This window comes from Pararhodobacter zhoushanensis (assembly GCF_003990445.1).
Classification (GTDB): domain Bacteria; phylum Pseudomonadota; class Alphaproteobacteria; order Rhodobacterales; family Rhodobacteraceae; genus Pararhodobacter; species Pararhodobacter zhoushanensis.
Genome location: NZ_REEZ01000008.1, coordinates 109,350 through 131,230, shown reverse-complemented (window position 1 = coordinate 131,230; position 21,881 = coordinate 109,350). Strand labels below are relative to the sequence as shown.

The 21,881-nt window shown below is 62.6% G+C and carries 20 protein-coding genes; 11 read left to right on the top strand and 9 right to left on the bottom strand.

Features of this window, described 5'->3' with window-relative positions:
* Positions 1 to 246 precede the first annotated feature (246 nt).
* From repC to EAE28_RS16960, 5 genes are all read right to left on the bottom strand, one after another.
* Entirely contained in the window at positions 247 to 1,338 is a 1,092-nt protein-coding gene (gene repC / locus EAE28_RS16980; protein WP_127108441.1) for a plasmid replication protein RepC, read from the bottom strand.
* 225 nt (positions 1,339 to 1,563) lie between these two features.
* Positions 1,564 to 2,535 (bottom strand): plasmid partitioning protein RepB, encoded by a 972-nt coding sequence (gene repB, locus EAE28_RS16975; RefSeq protein ID WP_127108439.1) that lies wholly within the window; start codon positions 2,533 to 2,535, stop codon positions 1,564 to 1,566.
* A complete protein-coding gene (repA, locus tag EAE28_RS16970; RefSeq protein ID WP_181954503.1) occupies positions 2,535 to 3,737 on the bottom strand; it encodes a plasmid partitioning protein RepA in 1,203 nt (400 codons plus the stop codon). Before repA ends, repB begins: the two co-directional genes overlap by 1 nt.
* Before the next feature lie 282 nt (positions 3,738 to 4,019).
* The gene (locus EAE28_RS16965) at positions 4,020 to 5,111 is read right to left on the bottom strand and encodes a tyrosine-type recombinase/integrase (protein WP_127108437.1); all 1,092 of its coding nucleotides are present in this window, start codon (positions 5,109 to 5,111) and stop codon (positions 4,020 to 4,022) included.
* 420 nt (positions 5,112 to 5,531) lie between these two features.
* Entirely contained in the window at positions 5,532 to 6,329 is a 798-nt protein-coding gene (locus tag EAE28_RS16960) for a sterol desaturase family protein (RefSeq protein WP_127108435.1), read from the bottom strand.
* 494 nt (positions 6,330 to 6,823) lie between these two features.
* Here EAE28_RS16960 and EAE28_RS16955 point away from each other — a divergent pair, with 494 nt between their 5' ends.
* The 5 genes from EAE28_RS16955 to EAE28_RS16935 are packed head-to-tail and all read left to right on the top strand — an operon-like array spanning position 6,824 to position 11,113.
* The gene (locus EAE28_RS16955) at positions 6,824 to 7,366 is read left to right on the top strand and encodes a MarR family winged helix-turn-helix transcriptional regulator (protein WP_127108433.1); all 543 of its coding nucleotides are present in this window, start codon (positions 6,824 to 6,826) and stop codon (positions 7,364 to 7,366) included.
* Positions 7,363 to 7,884: a flavin reductase family protein gene (locus tag EAE28_RS16950; RefSeq protein WP_220443960.1), complete on the top strand. Its 522-nt coding sequence runs from the start codon at positions 7,363 to 7,365 to the stop codon at positions 7,882 to 7,884. The genes EAE28_RS16955 and EAE28_RS16950 overlap by 4 nt, the downstream gene beginning before the upstream one ends.
* Positions 7,885 to 7,906: 22 nt before the next feature.
* On the top strand, positions 7,907 to 9,388 hold the full coding sequence (locus EAE28_RS16945; RefSeq protein WP_127108431.1) for a 4-hydroxyphenylacetate 3-hydroxylase family protein: 1,482 nt from the start codon (positions 7,907 to 7,909) through the stop codon (positions 9,386 to 9,388).
* Positions 9,389 to 9,392: 4 nt separating this feature from the next.
* Positions 9,393 to 9,779, top strand: coding sequence for a cupin domain-containing protein (locus EAE28_RS16940; RefSeq protein ID WP_127108429.1), 387 nt, complete (start codon positions 9,393 to 9,395; stop codon positions 9,777 to 9,779).
* Positions 9,779 to 11,113 carry an amidase gene (locus tag EAE28_RS16935; protein ID WP_127108427.1) on the top strand — a complete coding sequence of 445 codons (1,335 nt, stop codon included), beginning with the start codon at positions 9,779 to 9,781 and terminating at the stop codon, positions 11,111 to 11,113. Before EAE28_RS16940 ends, EAE28_RS16935 begins: the two co-directional genes overlap by 1 nt.
* A gap of 1 nt (position 11,114) precedes the next feature.
* Here EAE28_RS16935 and EAE28_RS16930 read toward each other — a convergent pair whose 3' ends face one another.
* Together EAE28_RS16930 and EAE28_RS16925 are read right to left on the bottom strand one after the other, a co-directional pair.
* Complete coding sequence (locus EAE28_RS16930) at positions 11,115 to 11,813, bottom strand: GntR family transcriptional regulator (protein ID WP_281279607.1); 699 nt, start codon at positions 11,811 to 11,813, stop codon at positions 11,115 to 11,117.
* A 5-nt stretch (positions 11,814 to 11,818) separates the two neighbouring features.
* Positions 11,819 to 12,502: a DUF2848 domain-containing protein gene (locus EAE28_RS16925; RefSeq protein ID WP_127108423.1), complete on the bottom strand. Its 684-nt coding sequence runs from the start codon at positions 12,500 to 12,502 to the stop codon at positions 11,819 to 11,821.
* Positions 12,503 to 12,704: 202 nt separating this feature from the next.
* Between EAE28_RS16925 and EAE28_RS16920 the strand changes: the two genes are divergently transcribed.
* The 5 genes from EAE28_RS16920 to EAE28_RS16900 all read left to right on the top strand — a co-directional run bounded on the left by EAE28_RS16920 (position 12,705) and on the right by EAE28_RS16900 (position 17,327).
* A complete protein-coding gene (locus EAE28_RS16920; protein ID WP_127108421.1) occupies positions 12,705 to 13,997 on the top strand; it encodes an ABC transporter substrate-binding protein in 1,293 nt (430 codons plus the stop codon).
* Positions 13,998 to 14,058: 61 nt separating this feature from the next.
* The gene (locus EAE28_RS16915) at positions 14,059 to 14,958 is read left to right on the top strand and encodes a branched-chain amino acid ABC transporter permease (protein WP_127108419.1); all 900 of its coding nucleotides are present in this window, start codon (positions 14,059 to 14,061) and stop codon (positions 14,956 to 14,958) included.
* A gap of 1 nt (position 14,959) precedes the next feature.
* Complete coding sequence (locus EAE28_RS16910; RefSeq protein ID WP_220443959.1) at positions 14,960 to 15,907, top strand: branched-chain amino acid ABC transporter permease; 948 nt, start codon at positions 14,960 to 14,962, stop codon at positions 15,905 to 15,907.
* Entirely contained in the window at positions 15,904 to 16,665 is a 762-nt protein-coding gene (locus tag EAE28_RS16905) for an ABC transporter ATP-binding protein (RefSeq protein WP_246022412.1), read from the top strand. Before EAE28_RS16910 ends, EAE28_RS16905 begins: the two co-directional genes overlap by 4 nt.
* Complete coding sequence (locus EAE28_RS16900; protein WP_127108415.1) at positions 16,665 to 17,327, top strand: ATP-binding cassette domain-containing protein; 663 nt, start codon at positions 16,665 to 16,667, stop codon at positions 17,325 to 17,327. Before EAE28_RS16905 ends, EAE28_RS16900 begins: the two co-directional genes overlap by 1 nt.
* A 187-nt stretch (positions 17,328 to 17,514) precedes the next feature.
* On the opposite strand, the gene EAE28_RS16895 is transcribed toward EAE28_RS16900, so the two are convergent.
* Positions 17,515 to 18,279 carry an SIMPL domain-containing protein gene (locus EAE28_RS16895; protein ID WP_127108413.1) on the bottom strand — a complete coding sequence of 255 codons (765 nt, stop codon included), beginning with the start codon at positions 18,277 to 18,279 and terminating at the stop codon, positions 17,515 to 17,517.
* A gap of 516 nt (positions 18,280 to 18,795) precedes the next feature.
* On the opposite strand from EAE28_RS16895, the gene EAE28_RS16890 reads away from it, so the two are divergent.
* Complete coding sequence (locus EAE28_RS16890) at positions 18,796 to 19,902, top strand: hypothetical protein (protein WP_164736683.1); 1,107 nt, start codon at positions 18,796 to 18,798, stop codon at positions 19,900 to 19,902.
* Here the strand turns inward: EAE28_RS16890 and EAE28_RS16885 are convergent.
* Positions 19,890 to 21,836 (bottom strand): tripartite tricarboxylate transporter permease, encoded by a 1,947-nt coding sequence (locus EAE28_RS16885; protein WP_164736682.1) that lies wholly within the window; start codon positions 21,834 to 21,836, stop codon positions 19,890 to 19,892. The two genes, EAE28_RS16890 and EAE28_RS16885, sit on opposite strands and share 13 nt — an antisense overlap.
* Between the last annotated feature and the right edge of the window lie 45 nt (positions 21,837 to 21,881).

Sequence of the window (21,881 nt, the reverse complement as noted above, 5' to 3'; positions counted from 1 at the left end):
GGACAACAGGTAGCGTGGCGCAATTCGGGTGGTCAACCGAATTGGAATTATGTTCCGGCTGCCGGAACTATCGCAGTGAACAGAAGGGAAGGGGGCGTTCCGGGCGCCCTCTTGCTGGCGTCTCAGGCACCGTCTGGTGATAGCACCACAGGGCCCTGAGGCACAGTCCGTATCTCGCTGCGTCACAAGGATTTCGCAGAAGACCCGATGAATTGGCATCGCTGTTTCCATTGTCCGCGGACAATTTCACGTAGCACAGCCAGCTCCCGCTGCGTTGCTCAGCATCCGACGCACAAGCGAGAAGGGGTCGAAGCCGTCGCTTTTCGCCCCGCTGGTGATTGCACGGAAATAGGCTCCGACGCGTCTGATTGTGTCATGCCGCTGCACCAACGCCCAAACGGTAACGGCTGCACCCAGGGGGCCAATGCGGTCCTGCGCGGCGTGGTAACTTGCGGCGTCAATACCCAGCATGGGGGCAAGAACTCTGGCATGGGTGACCACATCATGCGTGGTTCGGACCGGGGCCTGTGCGAATTGCGCCGCTTCAGGGCAGGCTTGCACCAGATCGTTTACGCTCAGGTCTTGAGGGTCAGCGCTGTGTTCGGATTTTGCGCCGTTCTCAGCGCTCTTTCTTTCAGTAATTTCTTTATTTGACTTCTGATAGTGGCGGACAAATTGACCGTCGCTGGCGGACAAAGGGGGCTGTTGCGCGGGATCTTCACGGCCTTCCGCAGGCACGGGATTCAGCGCACTCAGCAATGCTTCGCAGTCTTCGGCGGTCAGTTTGCGGCGCAGCGCTTTAAGGCTGTCCAAAGCAACAGCGTCTTCGGCATTACGGAGCAAGGCATCCTGCGCCGCGCTGCGCAGCTTGCAGCGAAGATAGGCAAGTCGTTCGCGCTGTTGTTCGGCTTGGGCTGCCAAATGGGCAATGTGCTGCAGCCGGTCGAACAGCGGCGTCAGGTCAAAGCCGAAGCGCAGCGTGGCACCGTCGGCGCTTGAGTGGCGCGAATAGCGTTTCTTGTTAGGGCTGTCGTTGCGCAGCAAAAGCCCATACTCTTGCAAGAGTGCGGCGTGACGACGGATCGTGCGGTCTGACAATCCGTTGCGCCGGAAGGCGAGGGTGGCGTTCGAGGCGAACACAGTGTGATGCGTGCGCTTGGGTGCAAGGCACGACAACATCGCTTCCAGTGTTGCCAGGACGGCTGGTTTCAATCCCAGTAGCGGCGCCGCGCTTCTGAGCAGTTCGACAACGATGTGACGCTCGGGGAGAGCGTTGTCCGCGGACAAACCCATCCCGGGCCGCTGGCCGAGGGCCGCAGCAGTTTGAATGAAAGCCATGATTTCTTCACGGCAACCTGATCAGGAAATAGCGGGTCGCCCGCCGTCCTTGAAAAAAAGACGCAGTTTACCGATCAACCGAATCGGTTGGTGTTGACTGGCGGGGAGAAGCTGGTAAATCTGAAGGTGCAAAGTACAGATTGGGCTCTCCGGGGGTGACCTTGGGGGGCTCTTTCTTTTTCTGGCTGCGGTTCGTGCTCCTGTGTTGCGGGGGTTGAGGGGTTTTCAGTCAGACGCGCGCGATGCGCGCCAGGCCTCATGCAACCGCATGAGTTCTTCCTCGGCATTGTCGCGCAACCATTGCGCAAATGCCGGCGAAGTTGATTTCGAGAGCTTGACGGTCAAGGACCGCGCGGATTCCGTCACCTCGGCCAGAACCGTGCCGTCGTCCAGACTGATCGACAGGGCAGGGGAGGCCGCAGGGCGCGGCGGGGTCTGTGCGCGACTTTGGGCAAGGGCAGCATCGCTGAGGCGCGCGAAGCGCTCATCGGAAGCCTGAATGCCATCCAGATCAACGGCAGCCGCCACAGCCAGCATGTCCAGATCCTGAACGCGGACAACGTCGGCCAGTTCTTCCCAGCGGCGACGACCGACACCATGCGCCGGGCCAATGCGTTCGATCACCTCGGCCGGCAGACTGCGCGCAACCTTGTTCATGCGCGACAGCATCGGCTTGTCGACGGCCAGCGCGTCCATGATGACGGCTTGCTCATAGCCCGCTGAGGACAGTTCGGCGGCGAAAAGCGCCTTCTCGATAAAGCTGGGGTCCAGCCGCTGCGAGTTTTCCTGTCCTTGCGCCAGCACCGCCTGCTCGTCCGATAGCGAGCGCACCAGTGCCTTGGCAGGCAAGCCGAGAAGCCGTAGCGCGTGCAGACGCCGCCGGCCATAGACAACGCGGTAATGCCCGGGCCGTTCGGGGACCGGGCGAACCATGATGGGCACTTGCTGGCCGTGCTGGCGGATACTGTCTGCCAGCAGCGCCACGTCGGCATCGTTGAACGTCAGCCGGTCCTTGGGGCCGCCGTCGTCGATCATCTCGGGCGCGATGTCGCGCACGGCGTTGCTGGACAGATCCTTGAGCGTGGATTTCACGCCACTCATCGCGCCGGTATTGGGAAAGCGCGACTTGGCGTCGGCCTTTTCGGTCTCATCGGTGGGCGGCGGGGGAGGGGGTTGAAACAGGTTACGGCGTGCCATCAGTCACTCTCTCTTCCCCAGGCCAGCTGGATCGTCTTCTCGAACTCGTCCGCCACGCCGTTCACGCTTTCCATGATCCGGTCGAGGGTTTTCTTGATCACCTGCGACGGCTCCAGTTCGTAAATCGTCTGCTGGGTCATCCCGGCATCCGAGATCGCGGTCGATTTCAGCATCGGCGTATTGAGTACCTGATCGAGCAGAATCGAGCGCAGGAAACCGGCCATTTGCGATTGCGGCACATCGGTCGGCTCGTAGCGCGCGATCAGAAACTTCAGGAAAGCCCAGTCGATCGGCCCGGTCGCTTCTTCCAGCGTTCGGACAGTTTCCCCTGCCATTTCAAGGAATTGGGCCATTGATGCAACGTCAAGCATGCTGGGCACAACGGTGATCAGCAGCCCGGTGGACGCCAGCAAGGCGGTCATCGTGGTGAAACCCAGCTGTGGCGGGCAGTCGATGATCACAAGGTCGTAGTTTGCTTCAACTTCATCGAGAGCAATCGCCAGCCGTTGGGTGAAGGGCGGGTCCAGCTTGTGCTGAAGGGCATAGGCCGTTTCGGTCTCATACTCTGACAACATCAACCCGGCGGGTGCCAGATCGAGGTTATGGAAATACGTCTTGCGAGCGACCTGGCTGAGCGGGACCGGATCTTCATAGCGCAGCGCATCGTAAATCGTGCCGCTTTGGGCAAATTCGATCTCGGGGCGATAGCCGAACATGGTGGTCAGGCTGGCCTGTGGGTCCATGTCGATGGCGAGCACGCGGTAGCCACGCAACGCATAACGCTGCGCCAGATGGATGGCGCTGGTCGTCTTGCTGGAGCCGCCTTTGAAGTTCACCACCGACAGGATCTGCAACGCGTCGCCGTCGCGGCGGCCCGGCAGATAGGTCTCACCGTTGCGGCCCGTGCGCGCCATGACGTGGCGGATCTGGTCTATCTCTTCGGCAGAATACATCCGCCGACCACGAGAATCGGTTTCGACCTCGGGAAAGTCACCATCCTGATGGCGCGTTCTGAGATTCGACATGCTGATCCCGGTCAGCTCGGAAACCTCAGAAGACTGAAACTTGCGCAGTGTTTTCCGGCTTTCAGGCCGAAAGCTGTTGCGCATATGGTTGTTCAGCGCTTCGGACAGCCGTGCGGCATTCGCGGCGATCGAGGCTGCGATGGACTCAGTCGTCTGTGTGTCGCTGGATGCGATCATGCTGCCCTCATGCCTTCAGGGCCTCTTGGTGGGCCCTTCTTGTTTCGTCGCTAAAACGCGGGAATTTCGCAGTCTTGCGACAAGAGAACTTGTCGCACGCAACTTATCATCAGACAACAGTTTTTTGACTCTTTTCGTCCGCTGTGACGCGCGTCGCTGTCAACAGTCGGCCAGAAGCTGTTGAAATGCGGTATAATCCGCCGTTCGCGGTGTTAGCGTGTCGATATGTAGGGGGAGGCTGCGGGTCAAGGCCTAGGTCTAGCAGGTTCCGAATCGACGCGGTCAGGAACCCAACAAATCTGTGGCCGGATTGTCGGTGATTTCGACATCCGCATAGTATTTTTGCGCCTGAATGGCGGATTTGTGCAAGCTTAGCTTCATCGCGGCGGCCAACGGCGCGCCGTCCAGTGCGGCTTGTGTCAGGAAACCGGCGCGCAATCCGTGTGGGGTGGCGTAGTCGTGCGGCAAACCCGCCAGTGCCAGGCGGTGGCGCAAGATCACTCGCAGCGCGTCAGGGGCAAGCCGACGCGGGAGGGGGCGGTCGGATTTGGAGACCGGTCGAAAAAGCGGCCCTTTCTTCAGTTCGGCAGTCTCAAGCCAGTGCACGAGCGCCCGCGCGGCGGGGCCTTTGAGCGGCAGGCGCGGCGCGTCGCCGGGGCGGGTGGTTTTGGTTTCCAGCAAGCGCAGCCAGACCAATCCCTTTTCCGCGAAGTCGCTCAAGGTGACGTCTTCGACATTCAGCGCCGTCACCTCGGACCGGCGCCGCCCGCCGCTGGCAAAGGCCAGCGTCAGCATCGCCCGATCGCGGATACCGCGATGGCTGTCGTCGCAGGTGGCCAGCAGCGTGGTGAGCACATCGCGGGTGATCGGTCGCGCGGATTTCGGCACCCGCGGACGGGCATTGGCGCGACGGGACTTCTGGCGCGCCTGGCTGACCAGCGGCGCGCTGAACGGCGAAGGCAGGTTGCGCATGCGGTGGAATGCCTGCCAGCTGGCAATCCGTCGGTCGAGGGTCGCCGGGGCCGGGGCGGTCAATTCGCGGCGCAAGCCGATGGTGATCAGCTCCAGCGCCGCATCCTGCGCGGGACCAGGCGTTTCGGTCAGATCCTGCGCATGGTGCAGGATAAAGCGCAGGGCGACGGCTTCTTCTTCCGGCCAGGTCAGCGGACGGCCGAAGACCGCCATTTTCCACGCGGCGATATAGGCCAGATCCCGTTCCCAGGCACGCAGCGTGTTGGCCGGTGTGCCTTTGCGAAAGAGAGCGCTCAGCGCGGCTTCATCGGCATCGGACAGCTGCGCGTAAGAGGGCAGGGGGAGCGATACGGCTTTGCTTTTTGCTGCGTGCGGGCGGCTGGAGGAGCGCGGCGGGGTCATAAACGAGCGTTTCCACAAGGATGCATCACGGCATTCTGCGTGCGATTGGCAGGAGTTTCAAGAGACACGATAAGGCGAACTTATCGGGAGTGATGGGGATTCAAGAGCAACACAGAGGTAATGCGCAGAAATGGCAAATAATGCGTAGTATAGTGGCAGGGCTATTTGCTTCCTTACCTATGCTACCGCTGACCATACCGTGGCCGCGCAAGTCCCATCGGCGGCATTCAAGCCATGCGGTCTGAACGACCCTCATCCGGGAAGCTCATCGCCGCAGGAAATCGGGATGGCGTCTGTCGACGGCTTAAAATCCGGCGCCACGGCCCCCAAGGTGAACAGCACAGCCAGAGTCAACGCTTTGTCCAACGCTGGAACCGCCCGGTACCTGCTGGTTCCCACCCAGGGTATTCGCCGGGTGTGTTACGCTTCGTGGCCAGTTGCCCGCTCTCCCGGCCGGGTTAGCGGCTTGCCGGTTGCGGCCCGCGTTTGCGCATGTTCGTAGTCTTCAAAACGGGTGCCGAACCAGCGATCCAGAAACTGGGTGAAAAGGCCATAGTGACCGCGATACCGGGCATGGTGCATCGAATGATATGTCGGCGTGATCAACGCTCGGCCAAGCCAACGGCGGTCCCAGTTGGGCGGGAAGAATTCGACGTTGGAGTGGCCGGCGACATTGAGAATATAGTTGATGCTGAAGTAGCCGATCAGTCCGACCTGACTGACCGGCACCACATTCGACAGCGGAAGGAACACGCCGAGGACCCCGAACAAGAGCACGGCGCGCTCGCCCAGCGAAAAAGAAAGCGACGTCAGTGGATTGGTAATGACGGCGGTATGGTGCTGCCGATGCAACCAATAGAGCGGCTTGGTATGCATCAAGCGATGCGTCACGTAGAACCAGATCTCGATCCAGCAGAACACCGCAACAAAGGTGACCAAGGCATTCAGCCAGTGGAAGGGCGCTGGGTTAAGCCAACCAAGCTGTGAACTGGCGCCAATTACCGTCGCATCAAACAGCAACACGAGCAGCCCGGCCTTTGCTTCCTGCATCAGTTGCTTGTCCCGATAGGCGACATGATAGATGCGCCGCTCTTTTCCGAAACGGGTACCCAAAGACACCCAGAAGGCGAAGCCGATCACCAGAATGCTGCGGATCAGCGCGATGGTCAGGACGACCCCGGCGGCAAAGGCGAATCCGGACAGCGTGGTTATTAACATCGTAGGTCTCCGTCGGAGGTGCCGAGCAGTATTCTGAACAAGGTCGCGTCATTGCCTCGGTTCGCGCAAGGCTTCCTTTTGCCGGATGATCCGCCACTGGTGGCCCGATCGAACCAGCCGAGGCGCGCGTTCGGGGCAAGCTGAGCCGGACCCGGTCGTCCGCATGCAACTGTAGCGAGCGCGGATGTGAACGCAACGGCTGCCATGCACCGGCCAGAGCGTTCGCCACGCAGACGCGACCAGACCGGGCGATCCAGGAATGCCTGACGTCAGCAGGCTGTTACGGGGGCACAAGACTCTGAAGGGCAGCATCCTCTAGCGCAGTCTTTTCGCCTTTTCGGCTGGGTGGCGGCGAACCGATTTGGCGCGACAACGCACACCGGTTTCCTGCGCTGTCGGGGCCTGCCGCAGCCATGCGGTGCAAATTTAGTTTGACAAGATAGTTAGGTTGCCTAATCATTAGTGAAATATCACAGCAACAGCAGAGCGATTCGATGGATGCCTCTCCCCGCACCGACCTGACTGTCAGCCGCGAAGAACTGCTCGTCGGCAACTCGGATTCGAACTTCCGCAACATGCTGCATGACATGCTGTCGCTGCTCGCCAGCCTTGAGCATGTGCGGGCACGGTTCGGCGGGTTCATCGGCTTGACGGGTGTGCAATACACGCTGCTGGTGACCATCCGGCAGCTGCAGGGAGACTATGGTGTCGGCGTCAAGGAACTTGCCGATCAACTGGGCCTGTCCGCGCCGTTCGTGACGGTTGAAACCAAGAAGCTGGTCAAGATCGGCGTGCTCGACAAGGCACCCAACCCCGACGACCTGCGACGTGTGCGGCTTAGCGTCAGCGACAGCGGCCACGCGTTGCTGCGCCAGCTCGCACCGCTGCAATGCGAGATCAACGACGCGATCTTCGAGCCACTGTCGCGCGACGATTTCGAGCGCCAGTGCCGCACCATCCACGCCTTGCGTCGCAGTGCCGAGCGGGCGGTGACGCTGGCGGACTACCTGCTCGATGATAGTGGAGAGACCCTATGACCGACGCGCCGGACCCAATGGCTTTGCGCCGCGCGCTGGGGCAGTTCCCGACTGGCGTCTGTGTGATGACGACGCGGGTGGACGGTGAACTGCTCGGTATGACGATGAGCTCATTCAACGCCCTCTCGCTGGACCCGGCGCTGGTCCTGTTTTCGATCGACAAGCGCGCACGAGGGTTGCCGCAATGGGAGCGGGCGCAGGCCTATGCGATCCACGCTTTGGCGGAAAACCAGCAAGATCTGTCCAACCGCTTCGCCCGCCCCGGTGCCAAGTGGGAGGGGATCGCGCATACCCCCGGCCACGGTGACGCGCCGCTGTTGCCGGGCGCGGCGGCCCGGTTTGAATGCGCCGCCCATACCCGCCACGACGGCGGCGACCATGTGTTGTTCATCGCCCGGATCGTCCGTTTCACCGCCCATGCCGACCGACACCCGCTGGTCTTTGCCCAAGGCCGCTACGCCAGCCTCGACCGGGGCCAGGCCGCGCCGCCGCTCTGGCCGCTCGACATTCATTACTGACTGCCCCAACAGGAGACACCCCATGCTGAAGACCGGAAAAGACCACGTAGCCTCGTTGCAGGATGGCCGTCAGGTAACGATTGACGGCACACCCGCTGGCGACGTCACGACCCACCCCGCCTTTCGCCAGACCGTGCAGTCGGTCGCCAAGCTGTATGACTTCCAGTCTGCGCCCGAGAACGTCGAGCTGATGACGTTTGACACCGGTGACGGCTCGCGCGCCAACCGCATCTGGCAACTGCCGCGCAGCTTTGACGAGCTGGTCGAGCGTCGCAAGGCGCTGGTCGCCTGGACCGAACTGCATGGCGGTTTTCTGGGCCGCGCACCGGATCACGTCGCCTCGTGCATTTCGGGCATGGTGATGGGACTGCCCGCCTTCGAGGCTTACGACAAGGAACGGGCAGGGGCGCTGGAAAGCTATTACCGCTACGCCCGTGATAACGAACTGTATCTGACCTATGTGATCATCAACCCGCAGGCCGACCGCTCAAAGGCTGCGCATGAGCAGGCCGATCCGTTCCTGTCGGCCGGTGTGGTCGATCAGGACGCCGAAGGCCTGACCATTCGCGGCGCCAAGATGCTGGCGACGGGTGGCATTGTCGCCAACGAGGTCTTCGTCACCTGCATCCAGCCGCTGCGCGAAGGCGAGGAACGCTATGCGGTGTCCTTTGCGATCCCGATGAACACCAAGGGTCTGAAAGTCCTGTCGCGCAAAAGCTATGAGGCGGCGGCGTCCAGCGTGTTCGACTATCCGCTGGCCTCGCGGTTCGACGAGAATGACGCGGTTCTCTATTTCGATGACGTCAAGGTGCCGTGGGACCGGGTCTTCATCAACCAGGACATCAAGATGACCGCCGCGCAGTTCCACGCGACCCCGGCGCATGTGTATCAGAACTATCAGGCGCAGATCCGTCTGATGGTGAAAATGCGCTTTCTGGCCGGGATCGCGCGCAAGATCGCCGAGACCAACGGCATCATCGCTTTCCCGGCGGTGCGCGAGGCCTTGGGGCAGGTGTCGGCGCAATGCACGTTGGTCGATGCGCTGGTGCATTCGATGGAGGTCAAGGGCACCCATCACAACGGCTATTTCGTACCCGACGCCGCCACGCTTTACGCGGCGCAAGTTCTGACCCAGCAAAGCTATAACGCCTTCATCGGCTCGCTGCGCGAGCTGGCCGGGGGCGGGCTGATCATGCTGCCCTCGTCGCTGGCTGACTTTGCCGATCCTCAAACCCGCGCGCTGATCGGCAAGACCCAGCAATCGCCGACCACCGATTCCGAAGGCCGGGTGAAGTTCTTCAAACTTGCCTGGGATGCCATTGGTTCGGAATTCGCCTCTCGCCATACGCAGTATGAGATGTTCTACGCAGGGGCGACCTTTGTGACCAAGAACCACGCCTTTCGGACCTTCGATTGGGACAGCTCGACCGGGCTGGTCAACCGGATGCTCGACACCTACGCGCTCGACGACGAGCTGGCGCACCTGAAAACCGCAGCGGAGTGACCCCATGACCATCGACAAGGAACACAAGGAATTCCACGCCATCGACATGGGGACGGACGGCTGGCACACCCCGCCGGGCTACCCTGAGGGCATCAAGCAGAAATATCTGGCCGGATACCTCGACGAAGAGCGCAAGTTCGGCAACCGCACGCGGCTGTTGCGCTTCGATGCCGGTGTCTTCACCACTGCGCCCTTCGTGCATGAGTATTGGGAAGAGGTTTACCTCGTCTCAGGCGATCTGACGGTTGGCAATGATGCGAACGGGGAAGGGGGCGAAGCCTTTGCGCCCAACACCTATGCCTGCCGTCCGCCCGGTGCCTATCATGGACCGTTCAAGTCCGAGGGCGGCTGCGTGCTGCTGGAGATCCACTATTACGATCAGGACCAGTGATGGAACCGATCCGCGATCTGGCCCGCCGTCTGGCGGCGGGCGAAACCACCGCGCTGGCGCTGGCGCAAGGATGCCTTGAGCGCATCCTTGACCCGGCGGGCGAGGGCGCACGCGCCTTCACCATGATCGACCCCGACCGCAGTTTCGCGCAGGCCCGTCTGACCGACGAGGCCCGCGCGCGCGGCGAGGCGCTGCCGATGCTGGCGGGCATCCCGGTGTCGATCAAGGCGCTGTTTGATATCGACGGCAAAGTGACCCACGCGGGTTCCCGTGTTCTGGCGCAGGCCACCCCGGCCCGCTCTGATGCCGCCCCGGTGGCGCGGTTGCGCGCGGCGGGGATGGTGGTCATGGGCCACACCAACATGACCGAATTCGCCTATTCCGGCCTCGGCATGAACCCGCATTACGGCACGCCAGGCAACCCGGCGGACCGCAGCCGCATTCCCGGCGGCTCGTCCTCGGGCGCGGCGGTGTCGGTGGCGGACGGCATGGCGGCGGCGGGTTTGGGCACGGATACCGGCGGCTCGTGCCGCATCCCGGCGGCGTTCTGCGGGCTGACCGGGTTCAAGCCGACCGCCCGGCGCGTGGAAGCGGGAGGCACCTATCCGCTGTCGCAAACGCTTGATTCCATTGGGCCGATTGCGAAAACCGCCGATTGCTGCGCCTTGATCGACGCAGCGCTGACCGGCGATGACACGTACAGCACCGAGCAGCCTGACCTGTCGGGCCTGCGCTTTGGTGTGCTGGAAAATTACGTCACCGACGACATGACCCCCGAGGTAGCCGGCGCCTATGCCGCCGCCCTCAAACGGCTGGAGGCCGCAGGGGTGACGCTGGTGTCGCTGACGCTGCCGGACCTCGACCGTCTGCCCACGCTCAACGCGCGCGGCGGCATCGTCGCGGCCGAGGCGCTGGCGGTGCACAAGGCGCTGCTTGCCACACAGCGCGACGCCTATGATCCACGCGTGTCGGTGCGCATCCTGCGCGGCGAAACGCAGGAGCCGGGCGAACTGCAGGCCTTGTTGACCGAGCGCAGCGCCATGATCGCGCGGGCCGACGCGGCGACCCAACCCTTTGCCGCCGTCCTAATGCCCACCGTGCCGATCACCGCGCCGCGCATCGCCGATCTGGACGCAGACGAGGCGCTTTATGGCCAGACCAACCTGCTGTGCCTGCGCAATCCGACTGTCGCCAATCTGCTCGACCGCTGCGCGATCTCGTTGCCACTGCCGGTCGATGGCTTGCCCATCGGGCTCAGCCTGATGGGTGAAACGATGCAGGACCGTCGCCTGCTGGCCTTGGCACGCGCGGTTGAGGCGGTTCTGGCGCGCTAACTCAGCTCAGCCCGATCTGATCCGTCAGGTTGCGGCTGAAAGCGGTGATATGATCGCGCATTGCCTGTTCGGCGGCATCGGCGTTGCGGGCGCGGATGCTCTCGACAATCGCTGAGTGCTGCTCGCAGACCCGCATGTTGTGGTCCGGTGCGCGCAGCGACAGGAACCAGAAACGCAGCGAGCGGTCGTGCAGGTTGCTGAGAAACTCGGTCAGGATCGCGTTGCGCGCCGCGCCGCTGAGCATGCGGTGAAACTCGCGGTCGCAATCGATCATGTCCTCCAGCGCGCCCCGTTTCGCGGCGGTCCATGTTGCCTCGACATTCGCGGCCATCCGCTCAACCGCGACGGGCGAAGCGCGTTCGGCTGCCCAGCGGGCAGCCTGCCCCTCATTGAGCGCGCGCATCTCGACGATCTCGACGAAATCATTCATGCTGACAGGCGAAACGACGACGCCTTTGCGGGGCATCACCTCAACCAGACCATCGACGGCAAGCCGGTCGATGGCCTGTATCACCGGTGTGCGTCCAAGGTTAAGTGCGTTGGCGACGTCGGTCACGGTGATCGCTTCGCCCGGGCGCAGCTCGCACCGCACGATCTGCTGTTTAATCGTTTCATACGCCTGATCACGCAACGATATGCGGCGGGCGGGAGGGGACGCGGTGTCTGCCGCGCCGCCCAAAACTGCTTTTTCTTCCGCCACTCGTGTCACCCTGCAATCGGCAATTCCAGAATGTCATACGCCAATTTGATTTCCCGCGAAAGAACAGGGTCGATCAACGCACAGTCGAACCGCTGGCCCGCGCGTACGCCACCGATTGCAGGCATCGTGCCGCCCATCATCGCCGTCCCATTGGGCAAGGTGCCGCCATCCGTATAGCGCGCGATCAGATCCTGCGGGCTCAGCAAGCTGCCGACCGTGCCTTCCTGGTAAAGCACGCGGCCTTCCGCCGTGGTCAGCCAGCTGCGCAGAATCAGCTGGTCCCAGTGGTCCGCAACCTCGTCCAGCGGCCACAGCGTTTCGGCGATCGGCTTGTCACAGATCTGCTTGGACACAGCCACGCCGAAAGTCTCGACATGGCGGTCGGTGTGGTCTGATCCCAGACCGACATAAAGCCGGTCCTGTTGCGCAACGATCAGCGTTTCGGCCTCTCCGCTTGAATGCGGCCCACTGCATTCGATCTGTGCAGACGTGGTCAGGCGATTCGTTGCCACACGGTAAAACGTGGGCGTCGCGGTGGGGCGTTTGACGCCCAAAGCTTCGAGTTCGCGGATGTGGTGTTCCATGGCGGCCGCGTCGCGGCCAGCCCACCCGGCGATCACCATGGTATCGATCTCAACCGCAAGCGGAGCTGCTTTGGCGGTGTCGATCAGGGTCATCTCAAGCTGCATCTTCTTTGATCCTTAAGCAAAAAAACTGCGTGTCGAACGGCCAACCTGACGCCGGAAGACGGGGGGAGGCGGTTGGGCAGGGAGGCGTTCTTGACAGCTGAGACAATAATGTGCTTGTGATATTTCACAAGACGATTATCGTCGAGTCACGGCAAAAGACCAAAACACCATGCAGCCAAGCACCACTCAGGGAGTGCCCGACATGAGACATCCGAAAATCCTTTCCATCGCGCTGGCGGCTGCCTTGTCCGTCACCGGAGCGGCACAAGCGCAGGACCGCCCGGCTGAACTGGGCGTCGGCGTCTTCACCTTCACCTCGGGGCCGGCAGCGGCTTACGGGATGCCCGGTCGTCAGGGGGCCGAGCTGATCATCGAGCAGATCAACGCCGAGGGTGGCATCGGTGGCGTGCCGATCGTGCCGACCTATGTCGATGAGGGGCAGGGCGCGCAGGGCGTGATTTCCGAATACCGCCGTCTGGCCGAAAGTGGCACGGTCGAGGCGATGATCGCCGCGCTGTCCTCGGGCAATTGTCTGGCGCTTGCCCCGGTGACCGAACAGCTGCAAATGCCGACGCTGGCGTGGAACTGCGACACCCACCAGCTGCTGCTGGACGGCGCATCGTCGTACTACTATCGCCCGAACGGCAACACGATCCCCGAGTTCATGGCCTATGCGCTGTACTTCCTGGCGCAGAATCCTGATGTGCGCCGCGTGGCTTTCATCAACCCCGACTATTCGTTCGGCCATGATGCCGCCGCCATCGTTCAGGCGACGCTGCAAGCCATCAACCCCGAGATCGAGATCGTGGCCGAGCTGTTCCCGCGTCTGGGGGCCTCGACCTATCAGACCGAGATTTCGCGCCTGTCGGCAGCGCGCCCCGACGTGATCTTCTCGAACCTCTGGGGCGCTGATCTGGAAAACTTCGTGCGTCAGGCGATGCCGCGCGGTCTGTTCCGGCAAAGCACCGTCGTGCTGGCGCTGGGTGAGACGATCCTGCAAACCGTCGATGTGCCCGAAGGCACCATCGTTGGCGTGCTGGGCGACGGTTACTGGCGCTCGCCCGAGGCCACCGAGATCGGCCGCGCCGGTGCGTTCGCTGAAGCCTACCGCGCGCGGTTCGGCGAGGATCCGGTGTTTCCGACGATGAAGATGGTGAACGCGTTCCTGGTGCTGCAAGCGGCTTATGAAAAGGCGCTTGCTGACAATGACGGTGCCTGGCCGGATTCGGCTGCGCTGATTGCAGCACTTGAGGGGCTGACGGTTGAGACGATGACCGGCACGATCACCTTCCGGGGTGATAACGATGCACCCGTCGATCAGATTGTCGGCACCGTGGGTGCTGTCGAGGGTGTCGACCATCCGGCGATGACCCAGCTGACGCGCTTTGACGGATCGGCACTGATGCCGCCGATGGGCACAGATCCGATCGCGTGGATTGCCTCGCTCAGCCCAGAGTTCTTTGCACCCTTCCTCGTTCCGGCTACCGCCGAATGATGACCCGGCGGCCCGGTCCTGCACGGGATCCGGGCCGCCCCCGATCTGCACGAGGAAACCCATGGTCTCGACCCTGATACCCCTGTTTGTCGATGCGCTGGCCAATGCCGCGATCATCTTTTTCGTCGCCTTCGGCCTGACGCTGGCCTTCAGCGTGCTGCGAGTGCTCAACGTGGCGCATGGCAGCCTTTATTCCATCGGTGCCTATGTCGCGGCCAGTTTTGGCCTGTGGATCATCAGCGCCGGGCTGAACCCATGGCTGACCTTTCCTGCGCTGTTGCTCTCGGCGGCCTTTGTCGCTGCCCTGTTTGGCCCGCTGATCGAAATGACGCTGGTGCGCTGGACCTATGGGCGCGGCGAGGCCGTGCAGATTCTGGTGACTTTCGCGCTGTTCCTGATCCTTGAAGACCTGCAGCGGCTCGTCTTTGGTGTCTCGTCGCTGTACGCCGACACACCCATGGCGCTGCTGGGTATCAGTGAGATCGGCGGCATCATCTATCTGAATTATCAGCTGCTGCTGATCGCTATCGCTGCCGTGGCCCTGTTTGGCACCCGACTGTTCATCCGCCACACGCGCACTGGCAGGCTGCTGGCCGTGGTCGTCGCCGACCGCGAAGTGTCCGAAGCCATGGGCATCAACACGCGCCGCATTTTCACGCTTGCCTTCACGCTGGGCGTGTTTCTGGCGGCTCTGGGTGGGGCGATGGCCACGCCGACGATGGGTGTGGCCCCCGGTCTGGGCGCGGACACCATGGTGCTGGCCTTTGCCGTCGCCGCCATCGGCGGGCTGGGTCAGATCGAAGGCGCGGCTCTCGCCGCGATCATCGTTGCTCTCGTGCGGGTGCTGGCGATCTATTACGTGCCCGAGCTGGACGCGGTCGCCCCGTATATTGTGATGCTGCTGGTTTTGCTGGTGCGCCCGTATGGGCTGTTCGGCAAGCCGCCGGTTCGGAGAATTTGAGATGTCAAAGCGAATGCTGGCGCTGATTGCCGCCGTGCTTGTGCTGGCGGCCCTGCCGGTCGTCTTTCCCTTCACCCGCTTCATGCTGACGCTGGCCATTGCCAAGGGCTTCGCGGCGCTCGGCGTTGCGCTCTTGCTGCGCGCGGGGCTGATCTCGCTGGGGCACGCGATGTATTTTGGCCTTGGGGCTTATGCGGTGGCGTTTCTCAGCGCCAAAGCGGGGATCAGTGATTTCTTTGTCGGGCTGATTGCCGCTGCCGTCGTCTCAGGCGTTGCCGGGCTGATCTTTGGCGCGTTTCTCGTGCGCTACCGGGCGATCTTTTTCGCCATGCTCAATCTGGCAGTGTCGATGGTGCTCTATTCCCTGTTCTCCAAGCTCTATGGCCTGACCGGCGGCACTGACGGTTTGCGGGTCGGCGTGCCCAGTTTTCTGGGCTGGGAGCCGGCACGGCAAACGTTCGAGGGCGTGTTGTTCTTCGCCTGCCTGATCCTGATGCTGGGCGCGGGCTGGCTGGGTCACCGCTATCTGCAAAGCCCGATGGGACAGGCGCTGAGCGCGATCCACACCAACGAGTTGCGGCTGGAATATCTGGGCGTCTCGGCCTGGGCGACGCTGCTTTCGGCTTATAGTGTCTCGGCAATGCTGGCGGGAATCGGCGGTGCGCTTACTGCGATGGCAGTAGGGCATGTGCTGCCCGAATACCTCTACTGGACGCAATCGGGCCATCTGGTGCTGACGGCGGTTCTGGGCGGGTTCAGCGCGGTTGCCGGGCCGTTCATCGGGTCAATCACGCTGGAAGGCATCCATACACTCGCCGTTGGCTATGCGGCCGAGGCATGGAACCTGATCGTTGGCGCTGCCTTGCTGGGGGTCATCTTTTTCCTGCCCAACGGCATTGTCGGTCTGCTGCGCGGTCGCCGCGCGGCCAAAGCGGAGGAGGTCCTGTGACCCAGTCCAACACCCCCTCCGCCCTGCTGGAAGCACGGGATCTCGAGATTGCCTTTGGCGGCGTCAAAGCCGCCGACGGGGTCAGCCTGACCGTGAACGAGGGCGAATTCGTCGCAATCATCGGCCCCAATGGCTCGGGCAAGACAACGTTCCTGAACATCTGCACCGGCTATCTGAAGCCGACCCGTGGCACAGTGCGGCTGGCGGGGCGCGACATTGCCCGCCTGCAACCGCGCGCCATTGCCCGGCAGGGCATTGCCCGGGCGTTCCAGATCCCGCAGCTGTTCACCGACCATACGTTGATCGACAACCTGATGCTGTCCATTGCTGCGCGGCGTGGGATCTGGCAGGCGCTGACGCCGCTTGACCGCCCGGCCTACCGCGACGAAGCGATGGACCTGCTGCAGCTGCTTGGGCTGGAAAAGCACGCCCATACGCTGACTGGCACGCTTCCCGAAGGGCAACGCAAACTGGCCGACATCACGCTGGCCTTTGCGCTCAATCCCAAGCTTCTGGTGCTGGACGAGCCGACCTCGGGCGTGTCGTCCATCGAGCGGTTCGAGATCATGGAAACCCTGATGCACGCTGCGCGCCAACGTGGGTTGTCGGCGCTTTTTGTTGAGCATGATATGGATATCGTTGAGAAATACGCCGACCGCGTGGTGGTCTGGAGTTCCGGCACCATCATGGCCGAGGGAAGCCCGGCCGAGGTTCTCAAAGACCCGCGGGTTCTGGAAAGCGTGGTGGGGGTGGCGTGATGCTGAGTGTCAAAAACCTGAAAGTCGAGATCGCCGGCATCGAGGTGTTGCGCAACGTTTCGTTCACACTGGAGGCAGGCAAGGCGACGGTCCTGATCGGGCGCAACGGCGCGGGCAAGACCACAACCCTGCGCGCGATCATGGGGCTGTTGCCCAGCAAGGGCGGCTCGGTGCAGATCGACGGGTCCGAACTGATGACGCAGCCCGCCTATGCCCGCGCCGGTCTGGGCATCGGCTACGCGCCCGAGGATCGTCGTTTGATCAGCGATTTCTCGGTCGAGGAGAACATCCTCGTCCCCGCTCTGGCGCTGAAAATGCCCATGGCCGAACGCCGCCGCAAGCTGGACGAGATCTTCACGCTCCTGCCCCAGTTGACCACCCTGCGCAGTCGCCCCGGCGGCGGTGTTTCGGGCGGGCAGGGCAAGATCGTGGCTCTGGGGCGCGCGCTGATGGTGGCCGAGAAAGTGCTCTTGCTCGACGAACCGTTTCAGGGCCTCGCCCCGGCGCTGGCGCTGGAATACGCCCGCACACTGGCGACGCTGCACGACAAAAAGCGCGATATCGCGATCCTTGTGACCGAATCCAGCCCGAACCTGCTCAAGGCCATCGCTGAGCAGACGCTGCATATCGAGCGCGGCGCGTTGCACGACGTCGTGGTCTGACGGTGCGCGGTGGCCAAGGCTTTCGGGAACCGATCCGACACAAGCGGTGAAGGACTGCTCGCTCTGGCAGTCCTTGCCCTCTCTCGCGCCCGGTCGGCTTTCGTACCGCCGACCGGGCGGATAGGAAAGGGCGAGGGGCCCTTTCCGCCGGATTGCCAGTGCCGCCACACGCCTGGGCGGTTGATCGTTATTGGGCGCAGGCGCCGTCACCGATCAGCGAGTACACGACTTCGACGCGCGCGGCCAAACTCGCTTCACCCGCCTGGATGGGGACTGACCCTGCCGAATCGGCCTGCATGCGCATCATCGGGCTGGGATCACTGACACCAGAAGGCAGGTCGCGAACCGTGATGACAGCACCCAACGAGAGACCAGACGACTCGGCCAGCACCTCGGCCTTGCGCCGCGCATCGGCTACGGCTGCGCGAAGGGCGTCGTCCATAGCGTCCGCGGCGTTCTCAAGAGTAAAGGAGATGCCGTTGATCTCGTTGGCACCGGCGGCCACGATGGTGTCGAGAACCTCGCCCACGCGGGTCAGGTCCGACATGCGGACGCTGACCATATTTCTGGCCTGATACCCGGTGACGGTGGGCGGCTGGCCCTCGTTATAGGCCATTTGCGGGGACAGGGTCACACCCGAGGTCTGCAGGTTCTCGCTGGCAATCCCGGCAGCATTAAGGGCCTCAATCACCGCCGTCTGCTGTTGCGCGTTCAGGCGCATTGCTTCCGCTGCGCTGTCGGCTTGGGTGGTCACGCCGACCTGCACCGTCGCCAGATCCGGGGCAGTGCGCGACTGTCCTTCGCCCACGACACTGAGCCGCGAAGGACCGGCAGTGCCACATGATTGCAGGTCGGGCATTGGCTGCGCCGTAGCCGAGGCCGCCATCAGAGTTGCCAGAGCCGTGGAGAAGGCAAGGTGACGTCCGCCAAGTCGTTGAAAGTTCAGTCGCATGGGTAAGCCCTTCTGATCGTACGTAGATACCGATAGTGATGCTCTCTCACGATGCGCATTCCAAGGCACCGCGCGGTCAACGGCGATCACATTCACAGCAGCGCCAGATCGCGGCAGGGATCACGCGCTCTAGTTGTGAGCAAGGGAGGATACGACCTTGCCCACTCAGCACAACAGCGACCCCCGCTTGCACAGCATCGCTAAGTAGCTGGACCAGTGCGCTAGCGGGCGGGGGATGGTTTGCTCATCCCTCTCCTCTGGCCGCAGGGATTCAGGGTGCGAAACCTTCTCAGGCTGCGTTGCGCCACAACGCGAAAACACAGTGAAACCTCTTCGCAGAGGGGCGGAGTTTTCGCTTCCTGCAAAGGCTGATCGCGCGCTTTGACGGCTGCTCGATGCGCCGCCGCACCATAGACTCTGTGCAAACCAGGGGGGCTTATGATGGATGAGGAATTGACGACGCTGCTGAGCAGACATGCCGGGTTCGGAAACAAGCACGCCGGTAGCGCAGGGGACATGGCAACAGCGGGTTGGATCAGCTCGGAACTGGCGGCAGCCGGGTTTCAGGTTACCCAACAGCCCGTGACCATCCCCGTGAACCGGGTCGAGCATTTGTCGCTGACTGGCGGCAATTTTACGCTCTATGCGCAACCCAACATGATCCCGGGAATGGTAACGGCGCCGCTTGTTGTGATCCATGCCGCGGTGCAGGCGTCGCAGGCAAGCGGGGCAATCGCCGTTCTGGTTCTTCCTTATGCGCGTCATTCGACACTCTGGCTGCCGCCTGTGGCACCGCTGATCGAGTCGGTGATGACAGCCGGCGCAAAGGCGTTGATCGTGCTGGCGACCGGCCCGTCGGGGGATATTCTGGGTCTCAACACATATGCTGACCGGGCCTATGTGCCGGTGCCCTTGGTCATGGGCAAACCCGACGAGTTGCCGCAGTACCTTGCGATGGCCGGGCGCACGGTGACGCTGACCCTGCAGGGCGGTGTTGATCAGATGACGTCGCCCAACCTTATTGCGCAGCGCCATGCGGGCCCGCGCTGGATTGCGGTGTCTACGCCGCGCACGGGGTTTTTCAGCTGCCTTACCGAACGCGGTTCGGGTACGGCGGCCTTCATTGCGATGGCGCGGCGGTTGCCTGCCTTGTACCCCGACCATTCCCTATTTCTGATCAACACCACGGGTCATGAACTGGCTTTCTCAGGGACACATGAAGCCCTGAAGCTTGCGCCGCCCCCAAGGCAGACCGATGTCTGGGTTCATATCGGCGCCACGCTTGCCGCGAACGACAAGCAGGAAGTCCGGAACGGCCGGATGACCGGCAGCGCAGACCCCAATCGGGTCGTGATGGCGACACCGGCGATGATGCCGTCATGTGCGATTGCGTTCCGCGGGTTGTCAGGCCTTGACGATACCCGCGACATCGTCAGGGGCGCTGGTGAACTCTCGGCGATCGCCGATCTGGGATACACGCATGCATTTGCCGTGTTGGGCCAGTCGCGGTGGTTTCACACCCCGCAGGACACGCTGGACAAACTTGATCCGGCGCTACTGGCCCCGGTCGTCGATGCGCATCTGGCAGCCCTTGATGCAGGCGTACGCGCTCACCACAGGTGAGCGCGCAGGAAGCGGACGTTGAGAACTTCGGCGTAAAGGCCATACAGCACGCAGAAAACACCCAGCGAATACAGCGCCACGCCCCACAGCGGACGGACCCGGCCGACGACCAGCAGATAGATCAGCACGAACGCGGTCATCGCAACCATCTGACCGACCCACCACGCGCCCAATACCATCGCCAGCAAGAGCCCGAAGAACACCACCGTTTTCATCGGCGCTTCGATCAGCGGACCTTGTGCGGCCCTGAGGCCGCGGCGGAAATCCGTCGTGATGGTGAACAGGAAAATGGCAATCCCCGAGATGGTGATGATCATCGGCATGGTTCTGGCGAACAACGTCCAGTCCAGTGCTTCGGACAAGGCCCAGCCAAAGATCGCCAGCATCGCCAAGCCAAAGCCGACCGACAGCCACGCATTCCTGACCGCGCCTTCTTGCGCCGGGTTGTCGCCAAGAGCCTTGGCGGTACGCAAGGCGCTCCATGCTGAATAACCGAGGAAAAGCACCACGCAGGCGATCAGGATCAGAGTTTGCGGTCGCGTCATGAAGTCGGCCAGCGCGTAGGATTGCAACGCGAGGATCGCCGATTGCTCCATGATCTTGCCCAGAACGAAGCCAAGCACCAGCGGCGGACGGGGCCATCCCGCCTCACCCATCAGCCAGCCCAAAACCCCGAAGGCGAGCAGAAGATACCAGCTGGACAGATCGGCGGCGAAAAGCCATGCGCCCATGAACAGGAACATCAGCACCGCCGGTACGATGTAGTGACCGGAAATGAAGGCCGCCCGCGCGAACTGCCGTCCCCAGATCATCAGCAGACCGGCTGCCAAGACATTGGCGATGACGATCGTCCATATCATGCTGATTGTCAGATCCAAATGCTCGGTCAGCATCATCCGACCCGGGGTCAGCCCGTGGATCAGCATAGCGCCCAGCAGGATCGCCATTGCACCCGTTCCGGGGATGCCCAACGTGAGGGTCGGGATCAGCGCGGCGCCGATCACGGCATTATTGGTGGATTCCGGTGCAATCACCCCGCGAATGTCACCTTTGCCAAACTGAGACTTGTCCTTGGCCGACTGAACGGCATGGCCATAGGCGATCCAGTCGGCCACTGCGTTGCCGATCCCAGGCAGCATGCCCAGATAGGTTCCCAGCATCGCGCAGCGAAATGCCAGCCAGCGGTGATGAAAGGCGTCGCGGATCCCGTCTATCAGCCGTCCGCCCTCTGCCTGCTCACGCGGCACCGCCGAGATCGAGGAATCGCGCAGTGACAGCCGCAGCATTTCGGCGACGCCGAACAGGCCCAGAACGACCGGCACCAGCGGCAGCCCGTCCATCAGCGAGATCTCACCGAACCAGTAGCGCGGGGCAGGGCTGGAGACCGGGAATCCGACCTGTGACATGAGCAGCCCGATCGCCGCAGCGCCCATCCCCTTGGCCAGCGACGGCCCCGAGACCGAGCCGACCATCAACAGACCCAGCAAGGCCAGAAGAAAGAAATCGGGCGTCCCCAGAAGCATGATCAGCGGCATGGCGATAGGCAGGAACAGCAAAAGCATGAGCGCACCGAACACACCGCCAAAAGCGGAAACCGTGTAAGCCGCGCCAAGGGCGCGCTCGGCCTGCCCCTTCTTCGCCAAAGGATAGCCGTCCAGGACCGTCGCTTGCGATCCTGCGGTGCCCGGTGTGCCCAGCAACACCGATGACAGTGTATCGGCGGTGGTAATCGGTGCAAACATGCCCAGCATGAGCGCAAAAGCGGGTGCCGGTTCCATGCTGAAAGTGAAGGGCAAGACCAGCACAAGGCCTGTGACGCCGCCAAGGCCGGGCACGGCACCCAGCCAGATGCCAATCAGAACGCCGGCAACAAGATAGAGCGGCGTCGGCCACTGAGCAATCAGAGCGAACCCTGCAAGGATGCTGTCGATCAAGATGAACTTCCTCTTATGATGGTTCGGGGGCCAATGCCCGCCGAA